Source organism: Cutibacterium equinum (assembly GCF_028021195.1).
Lineage (GTDB): Bacteria > Actinomycetota > Actinomycetes > Propionibacteriales > Propionibacteriaceae > Cutibacterium > Cutibacterium equinum.
The window spans coordinates 1473014-1488174 of the sequence record NZ_CP115668.1; the positions used below are offsets into that span (position 1 = coordinate 1473014).

The 15161-nt window shown below is 64.2% G+C and carries 10 protein-coding genes; 3 read left to right on the forward strand and 7 right to left on the reverse strand.

Annotated features, from left to right (window positions below):
- Window positions 1-53 precede the first annotated feature (53 nt).
- The 4 genes from infB to rimP form a co-directional block, all read right to left on the reverse strand.
- The gene (gene infB, locus O6R08_RS06780; protein ID WP_271417449.1) at window positions 54-2975 is read right to left on the reverse strand and encodes a translation initiation factor IF-2; all 2922 of its coding nucleotides are present in this window, start codon (window positions 2973-2975) and stop codon (window positions 54-56) included.
- A gap of 219 nt (window positions 2976-3194) precedes the next feature.
- Entirely contained in the window at window positions 3195-3443 is a 249-nt protein-coding gene (locus O6R08_RS06785; RefSeq protein WP_271417450.1) for a YlxR family protein, read from the reverse strand.
- Between the two features lie 88 nt (window positions 3444-3531).
- A complete protein-coding gene (nusA, locus tag O6R08_RS06790) occupies window positions 3532-4503 on the reverse strand; it encodes a transcription termination factor NusA (protein WP_271417451.1) in 972 nt (323 codons plus the stop codon).
- A 1-nt stretch (window position 4504) separates the two neighbouring features.
- Entirely contained in the window at window positions 4505-5041 is a 537-nt protein-coding gene (gene rimP / locus O6R08_RS06795; RefSeq protein WP_271417452.1) for a ribosome maturation factor RimP, read from the reverse strand.
- A gap of 144 nt (window positions 5042-5185) precedes the next feature.
- Between rimP and O6R08_RS06800 the strand changes: the two genes are divergently transcribed.
- Window positions 5186-6145 (forward strand): DUF4439 domain-containing protein, encoded by a 960-nt coding sequence (locus O6R08_RS06800; protein ID WP_271417453.1) that lies wholly within the window; start codon window positions 5186-5188, stop codon window positions 6143-6145.
- Window positions 6146-6176: 31 nt separating this feature from the next.
- Here O6R08_RS06800 and O6R08_RS06805 read toward each other — a convergent pair whose 3' ends face one another.
- The 3 genes from O6R08_RS06805 to O6R08_RS06815 form a co-directional block, all read right to left on the reverse strand.
- On the reverse strand, window positions 6177-6944 hold the full coding sequence (locus tag O6R08_RS06805; RefSeq protein ID WP_271417454.1) for a sulfite exporter TauE/SafE family protein: 768 nt from the start codon (window positions 6942-6944) through the stop codon (window positions 6177-6179).
- Window positions 6945-7035: 91 nt separating this feature from the next.
- A complete protein-coding gene (locus tag O6R08_RS06810; RefSeq protein ID WP_271417455.1) occupies window positions 7036-8790 on the reverse strand; it encodes a TIGR03767 family metallophosphoesterase in 1755 nt (584 codons plus the stop codon).
- Window positions 8791-8950: 160 nt separating this feature from the next.
- Entirely contained in the window at window positions 8951-10696 is a 1746-nt protein-coding gene (locus O6R08_RS06815; protein WP_271417456.1) for a proline--tRNA ligase, read from the reverse strand.
- Window positions 10697-10897: 201 nt separating this feature from the next.
- Between O6R08_RS06815 and O6R08_RS06820 the strand changes: the two genes are divergently transcribed.
- Window positions 10898-13624 (forward strand): TIGR03773 family transporter-associated surface protein, encoded by a 2727-nt coding sequence (locus O6R08_RS06820; protein ID WP_271417457.1) that lies wholly within the window; start codon window positions 10898-10900, stop codon window positions 13622-13624.
- Window positions 13621-15147: an anchored repeat ABC transporter, substrate-binding protein gene (locus tag O6R08_RS06825; protein WP_271417458.1), complete on the forward strand. Its 1527-nt coding sequence runs from the start codon at window positions 13621-13623 to the stop codon at window positions 15145-15147. Before O6R08_RS06820 ends, O6R08_RS06825 begins: the two co-directional genes overlap by 4 nt.
- The last annotated feature ends 14 nt before the right edge of the window (window positions 15148-15161 follow it).

Consider the following 15161-nt stretch of genomic DNA (forward strand, 5'->3'; position numbering starts at 1 on the left):
AGCGGGGCGTCCACGCTTCCACGTGGACGCCCCGCTCAGGACAGTGATCAGGCTCAGTCTCGAGGCTTCTCGACCATCTCGTAGCACTGGATCTCGTCGCCGACGCGAATGTCGGAGTAATTGGTCAGGGTCAGACCACACTCGTACCCCTCGCGCACCTCGGTGACGGCATCCTTCTCGCGCTGCAGCGTGTTGATCTCGGTCTCCTGGATCACCACGCCGTCGCGGACGAGGCGAGCCTTGGCATGACGACGGATGATGCCGTCGGTGATCATGCAGCCCGCGATCGTTCCAACCTTCGAGGAGCGGAAGATCTGACGGATCTCCGCGGTGCCCATTGCCTTCTCCTCGTAGATCGGCTTGAGCATGCCTCGCAAGGCGGCCTCGATCTCGTCGATGGCGTCGTAGATGACCGAGTAGTAGCGGATGTCGACGTTCTCCTCGTCGGCCATGCGCTGGGCATGGGCGGTCGGACGAACGTTGAAGCCCACGATGACGGCGTTGGAGGCAGCAGCCAGCGAGACGTTGGTCTCGGTGATGGCACCGACGCCACGGTCGATGACACGCAGGTCGACCTCCTCGCCCACGTCGATCTTGGCCAGGGCATCCTCCAGGGCCTCGACCGAGCCGGCACCGTCACCCTTGAGGATGAGCAGCAGCTCCTCGGTCTCGCCCTTCTCGAGCTGCTCGAACAGCTGGTCGAGGGTCTTGCGCCGCGACGACTTGGCCTGCTGGGCGGCGCGCATGCGGGCCTCGCGCTTCTCGGCGATCTGGCGAGCCATCCGGTCGTCGTCGACAACCAGGAAGTTGTCGCCGGCACCCGGCACCGAGGTGAGGCCGAGAACCTGCACAGGCATGGCCGGAGCAGCCTCGTCGACATTCTCGCCCTGATCATTGATCATGGCGCGCACACGTCCGTAGGACGACCCAGCAACGATCGAGTCGCCGATGTGCAAAGTTCCGCGCTGGATGAGAGCGGTGGCCACCGGACCACGCCCCTTGTCGAGGTGGGCCTCAATGGCAACACCCTGAGCCGGCATGTCCGGGTTGGCACGCAGGTCCAGAGCAGCATCAGCGGTGAGGATGATCGCTTCAAGGAGATCGTCAAGACCTTCGTGGGTGCGAGCAGAGACGTTGACGAACATGGTGTCGCCGCCGTACTCCTCAGGAACCAGGCCGTACTCGGTGAGCTGTCCGCGCACCTTGTCCGGGTCGGATTCGGGCTTGTCAATCTTGTTGACGGCCACGACGACCGGCACATCAGCGGCCTTGGCGTGGTTCAACGCCTCGATGGTCTGCGGCATGACACCGTCATCGGCAGCAACAACCAGCACCGCGATGTCGGTGGACTTGGCGCCACGGGCACGCATGGCCGTGAAGGCCTCGTGACCCGGGGTGTCGATGAAAGTGATGGCACGCTCGGCGCCGTCAACCTCAGTCTCGACCTGGTAAGCACCGATGGCCTGGGTGATGCCACCCGCCTCGCCCTGGACGACATCGCTGTGACGCAGGGCGTCCAACAGCTTCGTCTTGCCGTGGTCGACGTGGCCCATGACGGTGACGACCGGCGGACGCGCGACAAGATCCTCCTCATCGCCCTCGTCCTCGCCGAACTCAAGGTCGAAGGACTCCAGCAGCTCGCGATCCTCGTCCTCGGGGGAGACGACCTGAATGGCATAGTTGAGCTCGCCGCCCAGGATCTCGAGGGTGTCGTCGGACACCGACTGGGTGGCCGTGACCATCTCGCCCAGGTTGAACAGCACCTGCACCAGCTGTGCCGGCTCGGCATTGATCTTCTCAGCAAGATCAGTCAGCGAGGCACCACGACGCAGTCGGATGGTCTCGCCATCACCCTTGCGAACGCGCACACCGCCGACCAGCGGCGCCTGCATCTCATCGAACTCTTGCCTGCGCTGCTTGCGTGACTTGCGACCACGACGGGAACCACCGCGACCGAAGGCACCCTGGGTACCACGCCCGCCGCGACCTCCGCGGCCACCGCCGACGGGACCTTGGGGTCCTCCTGCACCGAAACCTGCGCCGAAACCGCCGCCACCACGGGATCCACCACGGCCACGGCCACCGCCGCGTCCACCACGACCATTGTTCGTCTGGCCGATCTGGGAGGACTGATGCTTGGGCATCATGGCCGGGTTCGGACGAGGGATGCCGGACCCGCCACGCAACCCCTGGCTGCCGCCCGGACGCGGCATACGCTCACCCTGGCCTGGACGTGGAGCTCCACCGGAACGCTGTCCACCCTCGGGACGATGACGCGACTGCCCCATTCCCTGGCTGGAGGCGAACGGATTGTTTCCAGGACGCGGGGTGCCAGTGCGACGACCAGCACCCGGACGCGGACCGGGGCGAGCACCCGACGGCAGGCCACCAGACCCACCCGGACGCGGGCCCGGACGGGCACCCGGCTTCTGCGGGCCGGACTTGGCCGGCGCACCCGGCTTGGGACCGGGGGCAGGAGCATGGGGCTTGGCGGCGTTGTGACCAGGCTTGGGAGCCGGCTTGGCGTCACTCCTCGGCGCCGGGGTCTCCTGCTTGGAGCCACCGGAAGGCTTCATGAGACCCGGACGCGGGGTTGCGCTGGTGCGAGCTGCAGAGCTACGACCAGGCTCCGGCCCACCGTTGGGGCCGCGACGAGGGCCAGGTGTCGGCCTTTGCGAAGGGCCCGGCTTGGGGCCAGGAGTCGGCTTCGGCCCGGGGGCCGGCTTGGCTGATGGGGTCTCCTTGCGGGGTTCCTTCGGTGCTGCCTGCGGGGTACGAGCCGCAGGCTTCGCGGGCTTGGTGTCACCAGACGGCTCAGCCGAACCGATCTGGTCACGCAGTCGCCGCACAACTGGTGCCTCAATGGTTGAGGAAGCCGATCGGACGAACTCGCCCATGTCGTTGAGCTTCCCCAGAAGCTGCTTGCTTGACAGTCCGAGCTCCTTCGCGAGCTCATAGACGCGGACCTTGGCCACTACTCTCCTTCGGGCCCGGCCGCGATGGACCTGGGCCTAGTTGTTGTGAATCCTCATTGGTGCGAACTCATCGAGTGTTCATGAGCTTGTGCCCACTTCCTGTTCAGTCCCCTTGAGCCAGAATGACCGACCTGCCAGGGACACGATTCGGTGAGGCCGCCGGACCTCCCGGCGGACATGCGGGGTCAACTTTACCGAAAATGGCCTACTGCGCCCAATTCAGCGCGTTGGTGAGCTGTCTGATTCGCTGCACTCGACCCTGACGCGTTGTCGGAAGGATCGGGCAAATCCTCCAGCCACGGCACGTCTCCAACACTCGTCGTCAGGGTGGACGTGCGCTCCCCTGCCAGCAGCACTGCCAGTCGGGTCGGCCACGACAACCCCATCAACCAGGACGTAACGCCTCATGTGGGCTGGATCGTCGACGCGTCGGCAGCCGACGCAGGTGCGTTGGGGTCGTCTGGTCACTGGCTCACCCTAGGCCAGATGGGGATGAACGCGCGAGGCCCGACCTTTCACGGGGAAGGTCGGGCCTCGTCACGTGTCCCGGGCAGTCTCAGACCTGGTTGTCAGGACGAATGTCGATACGCCATCCCGTGAGGCGAGCCGCCAGCCGAGCGTTCTGGCCCTCGCGTCCGATCGCCAAGGAGAGCTGGTAATCCGGGACGACCGCCCTGGCTGCCTTGGCCTTGAGATCGACGACCGTCACCGACGCCACCTTGGCAGGCGAAAGAGCCGCACCCACGAACTCGGCGGGATCCTCCGACCAGTCGATGATGTCGATCTTCTCTTCCCCCAACTCGTGCATGACAGCACGCACTCGCTGACCCATCGGGCCGATGCAGGCACCCTTGGCCGAGACGTCAGGATTGTGCGAGACGACGGCGATCTTGGAGCGATGACCGGCCTCACGAGCCAACGCCTTGATCTCGACGACACCCTGCTCGATCTCGGGCACCTCCATGGCGAAAAGCTTGCGCACCAGGTTCGGGTGGGTGCGCGAGACGATCACCTGGGGGCCACGAGCCTCCTTGCGCACTGCCACGACGTAGACGCGGATGCGACGGCCATGCGAATAGTCCTCACCGGGAACCTGCTCGGCCGGGGGCATGATGCCCTCGAGGGCACCCAGGTCGACGCGAACCGTACGAGTGTCGCGGTAGGACTGCTGGATGACGCCGGTGATGACGTCGCCCTCGACAGCCACGAAATGGCCGTACTTCTGCTCGTCCTCGGCCTCGCGCAGACGCTGGAATATCACCTGCCGAGCCGTCGCGGCAGCCACCCGACCGAAGTCGTCAGGGGTGCCGTCATACCAACCGATGACCTCCCCTTCCTCGTTCTTCTCCGGGATCATGACGGCGACGTTTCCGGTCTTGCGATCAAGCTCGACCTTGGCCCCCTTCACAGGAGCCTCCGTCTTGTCGTATGCGTTGAGGAGGGCGTCCTCCAAGGTGGTCAGCAAGTACTCGAGCGGGATGTCCTTGTCCCGCTCGATCATGCGCAGGGCCGACAGGTCGATGTCCATCTCAGTTCTCCTCCTCCGACGCCTGCGCGTCGCGACGATTGAGTTCCACCTGGACAACAGCCTTCGCCACGTCGGACAGGTGGATCTCACGGGTGGTGTACACGGGCTTGTGGGGCTTCGAGTTCTCTGCCTCGACCTCGAGGGTGACCTTGTCCTCGGTGGCCTCAGCAATGCGCCCCTCGAAGGTCTCCCCGGATGTGTGACCCTCATCAGGATTGAGGGTGAACCGCACCAAACGTCCGACATTGCGTCGGTAGTGCCGCGGCTGGGTCAACGGGGTCGAGACTCCTCGCGATGACACCTCCAAGGTGTAGGGCGACTCCCCCATGGCCCCGGAATCATCGAGGCGACGGGATATCTCGGCAGTGGCCTCGGAAATCTCGTCCAAGCTGGGTCCGTGGCCGTCGGGGCCATCCCCGTCAACGGTCACTCGCACCACGCGGCGTCGTCCGGCAGACACGGCCTCGACGCGATCCAGTTCGAGCCCGAGCTGGGACACGACCGGTTCCAGCAGGCCGGTGAGCCTCTCTGCATTCATCTGTGTCTCATCCTGTTGTCGTTGCAAATTGTCCGCATCGAGTCTAGCCACTCCGTCTTGCCGCACCGATGTCGGCTCCTCGTCGCTCGGGTCCTCGACGGTGTCACATCGCAGGTACAACTTCAGTATCGATAAGGTGAACCCATGATCGCTCGGAGAACCGTTCTCGCCAGTGGAGCCACTCTCGGTGCCATCGGGCTATCGGGGTGCAGTCACCGGTCCGAGAAGACGACTCCGGTGCACCCAACCGTTGCCGGCACAACACCACGTGTCGACACAGCCGCACAACGTCGCGATGCCGTGTCCCACGAGGCTTTCCTGGCGCAGTTGGCGACGAAAGCCGCGAACAGCGTCAGCGGTGGCCGAAAAGCGACGTACGAGCAGCTCGCCGCTGCTCATCGTCGTCATGAGCAGGTGTTGAGCCAGACTGACCCTTTTTCAGGCAAGACGGACTCCTTGACCCCCTCGGTCTCCCCGACACCGTTGGCAGCCGGGCAAGGATCACCAGATGCCTTGCTGCAGCATCACGAAAAGGCTGCCGCGGCCCGATATCTGTCGAATTGCCGAGCCGCCGGTGACCCCTCGCAATCCCTGTTGTGGGCCAGCCTCTCGGTGTTCTGCTCGGCTTTCGCCCCCGACGCACCTGCACCACGTCCACGTCCGAAGGTGGTCCCGGTCACTGTCGGACAAGAACCTCTCGTCCACGCCCAGCAAGCACTCCTGACCCATCTCAATGCGCTCATGGCAGGCCTGGAATGGGGCATCGGCCGTCTTGAGGAAGACGATCCGCTGCGCACCTGGGGACAGCAGCGACGCGACCAGGTCATCGCCCAGCGCGCCGAGGTACGTCAAGGACTCCGCGAGGCTTCTGCCACCCCGACTCCTGACTTGCCCGGCTACCCCATGCCGACAGCCCCTGCCAATCCAGCGGCGACCCGGTCGTTGTGGTCTGGTCTGGAGGACAATGTGCTGTCTGGCTGGGGACGGGTGGTGGCCGCCAGCCCCTCGTCAGCACGTTCGCACGCCGTTGCCGCGATGATCACCCAGGCTGAGGTCCTTGCCCATCTGGGCACCGGGGTGACGACGTGGCCCGGCTGGGTGTGACCAGGAAGCGCCACCCCGGAGCCACCACGACTCAGATTCCCCAGATCAACTGAACCAGCATCCGTATCGCCAGCACGCTGGTGATGATGAGGAACATCGTCCGGATGAAGGCATTGCCATGTTTCAGGGCAGTTCGAGTGCCGATGAATCCACCGACGACGTTGGCGATGACGAGCGGCCAGGCGACATGCCACCAGACGTGGCCGTGCACGGCCAGCGTGGTGATGGTGACGAGGTTCGTCACGGCGTTGCAGATCTTCGCCATTCCCGAGGCCTTGAGGAAGGAATAGCCACCCACTGCGACGTAGGTGAGAACCCAGAAGGTCCCGACCCCCGGTCCGATGGCTCCGTCGTAGCAACCCAGAACCAGCCCCATCATCGCAACCAGCACCGGATGTCGTCGGCCTTCCCCGTCCGAGTTCACCCCCAGGGCAGGTCGTCTCCACGTGTAAACCCCTATGACCACGAGGATGACGAGCAGGACCGGCGTGTAGACCGCCCGTGACATGTAGGTGACAATCCGAGCACCGATCACCGCTCCGATGGCGGCCAGGCCAACCGCCGAGAGGAACATCGGCCAGTCCGGACGCTGCTTGCGCAGGTACCCGACACCGGCGGTGAGGTTGCCGACGACCTGGGCCACCTTGTTCGTGCCCACCACCGTGGCGATCGGGGTCTCGGTCGGCAGGCCGACCAGCAGTGAGGGCAACATGATGAGACCACCGCCCCCGACGACGGCATTGATCCAGCCCGCAGTAAAGGCGGCGAGAACAAGACCGGCAAAGACCCACGACGTCACGTGTCAACCTTCCCGTGTGACACCAACAATGATGGGTCCCGCCCCTGACAACAGGGCGGGACCCATCACATTATCGAGCTGAAAGTACCTCTCAGGCCCACGGATGGGCCAGCAGCAACTCCGTATTGCGATCGCGAGATTCGCCGAGCCTGCGCTTCATGGTGTGCAGGTCATTCGCGCCGAACTCTCGGTACAGACTGGCCAGACCATCCGGGTCGGTGGTGTCGTAGTCAGCCTGGTAAGGAGCATTTGACTCGACGAGGGTCGTGAAGACGCTCACGGTGCCGTCATGATTGTCGGCAATCTCGATGATGCGGGCCATCTGGGGAAAGTCGACGTGCGAGGCCGTGTTGATCTCCCACCAGCTACGGCGGGGATCAAGGAGGTGCTTGTGAGCGGTGATGTTGTTGGCATGCACATGCCCGTTGACCCAGGCGATCACATTCGGATAGTGCGAAAGCAGGGACACCAATTCCGGGCCGAGGTGACGAATACCGGTGCCGTCACCGGGCAGGACGGCGTTATTCATCGTCTTCGAGTCGTGGTGGCTGAAAAGGACGAACATGGTGTCGCTGACATCGTGCTGCTGGCGCACCCCCAGGTCGTCGTAGTACACGCTGCTGCCAGCGCGCAGCACGGACTTCAGCCACTGCCACTGACGGTCGTCGATGGAGCCATTGGTGTAGCCGGCGCGGTTGGTGGAGTCCATGCTGATGCCGGTGACGCCTTCTGCGATCTGGAAGGTGTAGTAACCGCGGTCCGAGTTGAGGTTGTCCTCGCTGAAGCCGTGACCATGCGGACCGGAACCGTTGATGCCGTCATCCAGGTGGGCCTTGATGAACTCGAACGGGGTGAAGGGCTCGCGGCGCTCATCGGCAGTGACCTGGCGAGTCAGGGAGACAGAGCTGTTGGACAGTTCGATCGGTCCGTCACCCTGGGCTGCCCGCAGGAAGGCCTTGGCGTCCTTGTCACTGGCGAAACCGGTGATCTTGCGATCACTGGTGTACATCGCCTCCAGGAGTTCCCAGTCAGAAGGCAGCGTGCCCTGGACCGAGTCGTCGTGGTTTCCGAACACCGCATACCACGGCACCTTCACGCCAGGAGACGACACCGGAGCCATGACGCGACGGAAGTAGCCGTCGACCTGGGGGAATCCGACACGTTTGTACTTGTCGCTGTGATGGGATTCGGGGTTGTAGAACAGCGGATCCCCGAAGGTCTGCACACTCTCCCAGTGATCATGAGCACCGGTATTCGGGATGATCGTGCCACCCGAGAGCAAGGTGAGGTACCAGTCGAGTTCGACGTGCTCATGATTGTCGGTGTTGTCACCGGTGCTGACGAGAGCGTCGAAAGCCCGTCCGGTGGCCGGGCCACCCTGAAGGGAATTGACCCGACGCACCAAGGATGCCGTGGCAAGCGGACCCAAGGCCTCCTGCGGGCGGAAGGCCGAGCCAGCCAGCGGGTGCAGGAACTCGACCCTCATCGGAGACTGCACATCGGTCACGTGCAGGTCAGTGAGCTGAATGAGGGACGCCAAGCCGTGACGTCGGTCATCACGCCCACTCTTGCCCTTGGCGAGATCCTCGCGTACGACGAGCGGGTAGCCGCTGTGTGCCTTGAGCCTGCGATATCCCTTGCCCGGATCGGGCAGGCCCACCTGCTCAAGTGTGGTTCCGGCCGTGTAGTGGAGACGCTTGGAGGCATGGGCCAAGGCCGGGGTGGTGCCGGTCACAGCCGCAGCAGTAACCAGGGTCATACCGCCGAGAAAGCTTCGTCGTCCCAGCGTATTCCTGGCAGTGTTGGGGTCGGTTCTGGTCAATCCGTCATGGTTCTCTGGCATCAATCTGCCTTTCGCAGGTCGAGGGGGCCGTGCGGCCTGACATACCCACCCATTATCCGGGGGACATGAGGCCACCTCTGTGCCAGATCACCAGAACAGTTGACGCCGATATCGTGAACTGCAGATGTCAGTCAGTTGACCGACCACCGGCCGAAGGTAGCCCTCAGCCGCGCACCTCGGCGAGGACTTCGGCCACAGCGTCAGCCACCGCGACATCGCGCGCATTACCAGAAGCGCGGTCACGAATCTCGATCAATCCGTCCTTGAGTCCACGACCGACGACCACTGAGGTCGGCATACCGAGAATCTCACTGTCAGCAAATTTCACTCCCGGGGACGCCTTGCGGTCATCCAGCAGCACCTCCAGTCCGGCCGCGGCCAGTTCGCTGGCGATCCTGGTCGCCTCCTCGAGGATCTCAGCTCCCTTACCGGTAGCCAGCACCTGCACGTCGAAAGGAGCGACCTCACGGGGCCACGACAGCCCCTTGTCGTCGCATGTCCCCTCGGCGATGGCGGCCACCGCACGCGACACGCCCAGACCGTAGGAACCCATGGTGACGGTCACCAGCTTGCCGTTCTGGTCAAGCACCTTGAGCCCCAGGGCGTCGGCATACTTCGTGCCGAGCTGGAAGATGTGGCCAATTTCGATACCGCGGGACAAGTGCAGTTCGCCACTGCCATCAGGGGCCGGGTCGCCCTCGCGGATCTCGGCGACGTCGATGACTCCGTCGGGGGTGAAGTCACGGCCCACCACGAGGTTGAAGACGTGACGATCCTTCTCATCGGCGCCAGTGATCCACGACGTCCCGGTGACGACGCGAGGATCAACGAGGTAGCGCACCTTGGAGGAGTTCTCCTCACCCAGCGATCCCGGGCCGATGTACCCCTTGACCAACTGCGGGTTGGCGGCGAAGTCCTCTTCGGTGAAGGGTTCGGCAACCGCCGGCTCGAGGGCAGCCTCGAGACGCTTCTCGTCGACCTCGCGATCTCCCGGCAGACCAATGGCCAACGGCTCGCGCTTGCCGTCAGGATGGGTCACCACGAACACGACGTTCTTGAGGGTGTCAGCCCCGGTCCAGGGCCGATCCTCGCGCGGGCGCACCTCGTTGGCCAGCCGAACCAGGGACTCAATGGTGGGCACGTCAGGGGTGTCGACGACCTGCGCCTCGGGCAGCCCTTCGATCGGCAGTGGGTCCGGGGCAGCAATCCGGACGGCCTCGACATTGGCGGCATAGCCACCAGGGGAACGCACAAAGGTGTCCTCACCATTGGCTGCAATGGCCAGGAACTCCTCCGAGCGAGAACCACCCATCGGACCAGACATCGCCTTGACGATGGCGTAGTCGAAACCGAGACGGTTGAAGATACGGATGTAAGCGTCGCGCTGGGTCTGATAGGCCTCGTCGAGTCCCTCCTGGGCGACATCGAAGGAGTAGGCGTCCATCATGACGAACTCGCGGCCACGCAGGATGCCAGCGCGCGGACGGGCCTCGTCACGATACTTGTTCTGGATCTGGTAGAGGCACAGCGGCAGATCCTTGTACGAGGAGTACAGGTCCTTGACCATGAGGGTGAACATCTCCTCATGGGTCGGACCCAGCAGCATGTCGACGCCCTTGCGATCCTTGAGACGGAAGAGGTTGTCGCCGTATTCAACCCAGCGGCCAGTCTCCTTGTAAGGATCAGACGCCAGGAGTGCGGGGAAGCACACCTCCTGAGCTCCGATTCCGGCCATCTCCTCACGGCAGATGGCCTCGATCCTGCGCATCACCCGCAGACCCAGTGGCAGCCATGAGTAGACGCCGGGGGCAGCCCGACGGATGTACCCGGCCCGCACCAACCAACGATGGCTGGGGACCTCGGCGTCAGCCGGATCCTCTCGCAGGGTTCGGACGAACAACTGTGACATGCGCGTCAACACGACGTGTACCTTCCCGGCCGCGCTCGACCCTCCGCCGCCCTTCGGCGCGACCGGCCACGACCATGTTGAATCCTAGCGGCTGGAACCACGGTGGTTGGTGTCGCCAGCCCACCCGTCAGGAAGTATCGCAACCCCGGTGGCCATGAGAACCATTCCCATTATATGGTTGAGCAAAACCATAGGAAGACATTGGAGGCCACCGTGAAACGGTTTGCATCGCTCCTTGCCGTCCTGCTGACATTCCTGACGATCACCCCGTCGTCGGCGAGCGCAGCAGGGCCGGACCGCGAGCTCCTGCACAATGGCCATGTCGCCAGCGACAGGCCCATCGTCAACCCCGACGTCCCCCCGGCACCGAACTCCGCGGAGCGCTCGGCCGCCGGATCGGACACTCCTTCGAACCCGAGTAGCGAACAGCCCATCGTCCTCGACCATGGCCACACCGACATCTTCCGGGTCGGATCAGCCAAGGATGGCGGGATCGATCTCAAGCTCAAGGAGGACGTGACCGGCGAGGGCGTCCTGCGCTCACCGGAGAACGTGCTCCTCAAGGTCAAGGACCCCGCGATCATGGACATCCCGGCAGGAATGCCTGGTGCCCCCAAGGGGTACGTCCTCCCCCTCACCCAGAACCGTGAGGTCCTGTGGCCGGGTTGGGAGACCTTCGACGTCAAGCGCAATGGCTTCAACGAGGTCAAGATCAACATCAGCGATGTCAAGGGACCGGACAAGGTTTACCTGTTCTCGCAGGGATCCTTCGGCGGAATCCAGCCCCTGCTCGACGCCGACTCCACCACCCTGCCGGGTACGATCACGGTCAAGCAGCCGTCCCACGTGCACGCCAACTGGGTGTTCGCCAAGCCGGGCGTCTACACCATGACCGTCCAGGCCTCCTCGGTCAAGGGTGGAAAGAGCTTCCAGACCAAGCCGCACACCTACACCTGGGTGGTTGGTGACGAGACAGCCCTTCCGGCCCCGTGGGGCAAGCCGGCTCCCGCACCGACGCCGTCGGTGACTCCGACCCCGAAGCCCACGCCGACTCCGACGGTCACCCCGACTCCGAAGCCCACGCCATCGGCCACTGTGAAGCCGACACCTGTCCCCAAGCCGACCCCCAAGGTCACCCCGACCCCGAAGCCCACGCCATCGGCCACTGTGAAGCCGACACCTGCTCCCAAGCCGACCCCCAAGGTCACCCCGACCCCCAAGGTCACTGCGAACCCTAAGCCGGCTCCCAAGCCGGCCGTGGACAAGAAGCCCTGCTATCAGAAGCTCGTTCTTGACCACGGCCACTCCGACGTCTTCCGCGTCGGGTCAGCCGCCAATAACGGTCTCAACTTGCAGATCAAGGAGGACGTGACCGGCGAGGGCGTGCTCCACACCCCGGAAAGTGTTGTGCTGGCCGTCAAGGACTCCGCCCTGATTCCCATTCCGAACGGGTACCCCGGTACTCCCAAGGGTTACCTGCTGCCCATCACGCAGAACCAGGATCTGCTGTGGCCAGGTTGGGAGACCTTCGACGTCAAGCGCAATGGCTTCAACGAGGTCAAGATCAACATCCGCAACGTCAAGGGCCCCGGCCAGGTGCACCTGTTCTCGCAGAGTTCCTTCGGTGGGGTCCAGGCCCTGCTCGACGGTGGCTCCAAGACCTTCCCGGGTACCATCACCGTCAAGCAGCCGTCCCACGTGCACGCCAACTGGGTGTTCACCAAGCCTGGCCGCTACGACATGACCGTTGACGCCACCGCTGTTCGCAGCGGTAAGACCGTCAGCACCGGAACCCACACCTACACCTGGGTGGTTGGCTCCAAGGCCATCGCCGCAGCCAACACCTGCCCTGCCGGTCACGGCAGCAAGGGTGGCAACCCGGCTCCCGGCAAGCACAGCACCAAGGGTGGTTCTGACCAGCCCCTCGGCGCTCTCGGCGTCATCGGCGACAAGCCGGCGACCACCGTTGACAACAACTCCGGCTCGGCCGGATCGGCCCAGGGCGCTCCCACCAGCAGCTCGCCCGCCAAGAAGCAGATCTGCCGTCCGGTGAAGATCCGCACCAAGGCTGCCACCACCGCGACGAAGACCACTCAGACGGTGCGCCAGCCTGCGTCCATCGCCACCGAGGGTCACTTCGACTGGGGCGTCCAGTTGCAGTCGGGCAAGCTCATCTCCGCTCTCAAGGACGACCGCTCCGCCCCGGCGAAGTGGGTCACCCCCTCGAGCATCGTGATGGCTGTCGGCGACAAGGCCAACACCACTGCCCCGGCAGGTATGGAGTTCATCGCCAAGGGCGGCACCAAGGTGTGGCTCATCGGCGCGACCCAGGTCCCCGGAGTGCCGTGGCTGGGCGTCAACACCATGCACGACTCCATCGTCAACGGCACCACTGGCCCGGTCGACATGCACCTCGACAGCATCAGTGGCCCCGGCAAGTTGGCCGTGTTCATGTCCGGCACCTTCGGTGGCGGAGTGGGCCAGCGGGTCTTCGACAACGTTGGTGGACCCACCAGCTACACCATCCCGCCCAACACCCACGCTCACCCCAACTGGGTGTTCACCGCTCCTGGTCATTACGCCGTGACTGTCACCCAGTCGGCCACCACCAAGGACGGCAAGAAGGTCAGCGCCACTGGCACCCTCCACTTCGCGGTGGGCATCAATCCCCAGTCGGTCGCTGCCTCCATTGGCACGGTGTCGACCTCCGCTGCTGCCGACCAGAGCACCGAGCCGGGCTACACCATCGTGGGCCGCACCACCGATGGCCAGCCCTGCGACCTCAACGCGATGCCTTCCACCGGTGAGAACGGCACCTTCGGCGACACCGGTATCGTCTCCCCGACCAACCAGGGTCTGATGGAAGGAGCCCTGGTGGTCGTCGGTCTGACTGGCGCTCTCCTCGTGGCGAGGAGACGACGCGGGTGAGAAAACGCCTGTTGTGCGTCGTGGCCGCACTCAGCCTCCTGGCTGGGTGCGGCCACTCGCCCGCTTCCCAGAACGACAAGCTCTCCGTGGTGACGACCACGCCCATCCTCGCTGACCTGACGCGCAACGTCGCCGGCGATCGTGCCACCGTCACCTCGATGGTGCCTTCCGGCGCCGACCCCCACACTTACGAGCCGTCGCTGCGTGACGTGAGGACCGTCGTGTACTCAAAGGTCGCGCTGTCGAACTACCTCATGCTCGAGCCCCATTCGGTCATCAAGACCATCGACGCATCCCTGCCTCCCGAGTCGATCAACGTCTCGCTGGCCGAGGAAGCCCAGAAATACGGCGCCGAGGTCATCCCGCTTGTTGAGAATGCCAACCTGGACACCGTCTGGCTGGGCCTGCGAGTCATCGGCAAGGGCACTGCTCGAGGAGCCAACCGCTCGTCCTCGGTTCACCTCCAGTTGACGTCCGTGGACGGTCCTGGTGACCTCACCGCCTACATCACCGGCACCTTCGGTCGTCCGCAGATCTATTACTCGACCGCTGACGGCGTCGACGAGCGTGACGACGTCGAGCTTCCCGCCGACGCCCATACCCACATGTCGTGGGCTTTCAGCAAGCCTGGCGTCTACAAGGCAACCTTCACGGCCACCCTGTCCACGGACAAGGGCTCTGCCCCCATCGGTACCCAGACCCTGACCATTGCCGTCGGCGCTGATCCGCGCACGATTCCCGAACTCGCTGATCGCACGGTCGTCGACAAGGGTCATGCGGACTTCTCCGCTGACATCGACGAGGGCAAGATGATCCTGCTGTCCGATCCGACCGGTGGCGGTGTGCGCACCCAGAAGCGTCTGGACCCCGACACCTCCGTGGTGTGGGTGCCTCCGAAGGCCCTCACCGAGATCCCGCCGACTCCGGCCTTCCGATTCCTCGGCCACCCTGGTGACTCGATCCACCAGCTACCCCAGGCCGTTCTCGGTGCGCACGTCCACGGTGAGATCGACCCGCACCTGTGGATGAGCATCAAGAACACCAAGGCCTACGTGCAGGTCATTCGTGACGCCTTGGTGAAGGCCGACCCTGACGGAGCCCAGACCTACCGGGCGAATGCCAAGGCCTACATGGCGAAACTCGACGAGACCGCGCACTACGTCGATCGCAAGATCGCCAGCATTCCCAAGGGGCGGCGTCAGCTCATCACCAGTCATGACGCTTACGGGTACCTGGCCCAGGCTCACGGCATGCATGTGGCTGGATTCGTCACCGCCAATCCCGGTGTCGAACCGTCCATGATTCAACGACGCAAACTCAACCAGACCATCGCCGACCTCAAGGTGCCGGCCGTGTTCCTGGAACCCAATGTGCTGCGTGGTTCCTCAGTGCTCGCAGCCATCGCCGCCGAGAATGGTGTCCAGGTCTGCCCGATCTATGGCGACACCTTCGACGACCAAGTCACGAACTACATCGACCTCATGAAATTCGACGCTGATTCCCTGGCCAAGTGCCTGGGATGACGCTCCTGCGGAGG

Bases quoted from the DNA above. Each gene is read 5' to 3' on its own strand.
- nusA (WP_271417451.1), bottom strand. From the start codon at position 4,503: ATGGACATCGACCTGTCGGCCCTGCGCATGATCGAGCGGGACAAGGAC.
- rimP (WP_271417452.1), bottom strand. From the start codon at position 5,041: ATGAATGCAGAGAGGCTCACCGGCCTGCTGGAACCGGTCGTGTCCCAG.
- O6R08_RS06800 (WP_271417453.1), top strand. From the start codon at position 5,186: ATGATCGCTCGGAGAACCGTTCTCGCCAGTGGAGCCACTCTCGGTGCC.
- O6R08_RS06815 (WP_271417456.1), bottom strand. From the start codon at position 10,696: ATGTCACAGTTGTTCGTCCGAACCCTGCGAGAGGATCCGGCTGACGCC.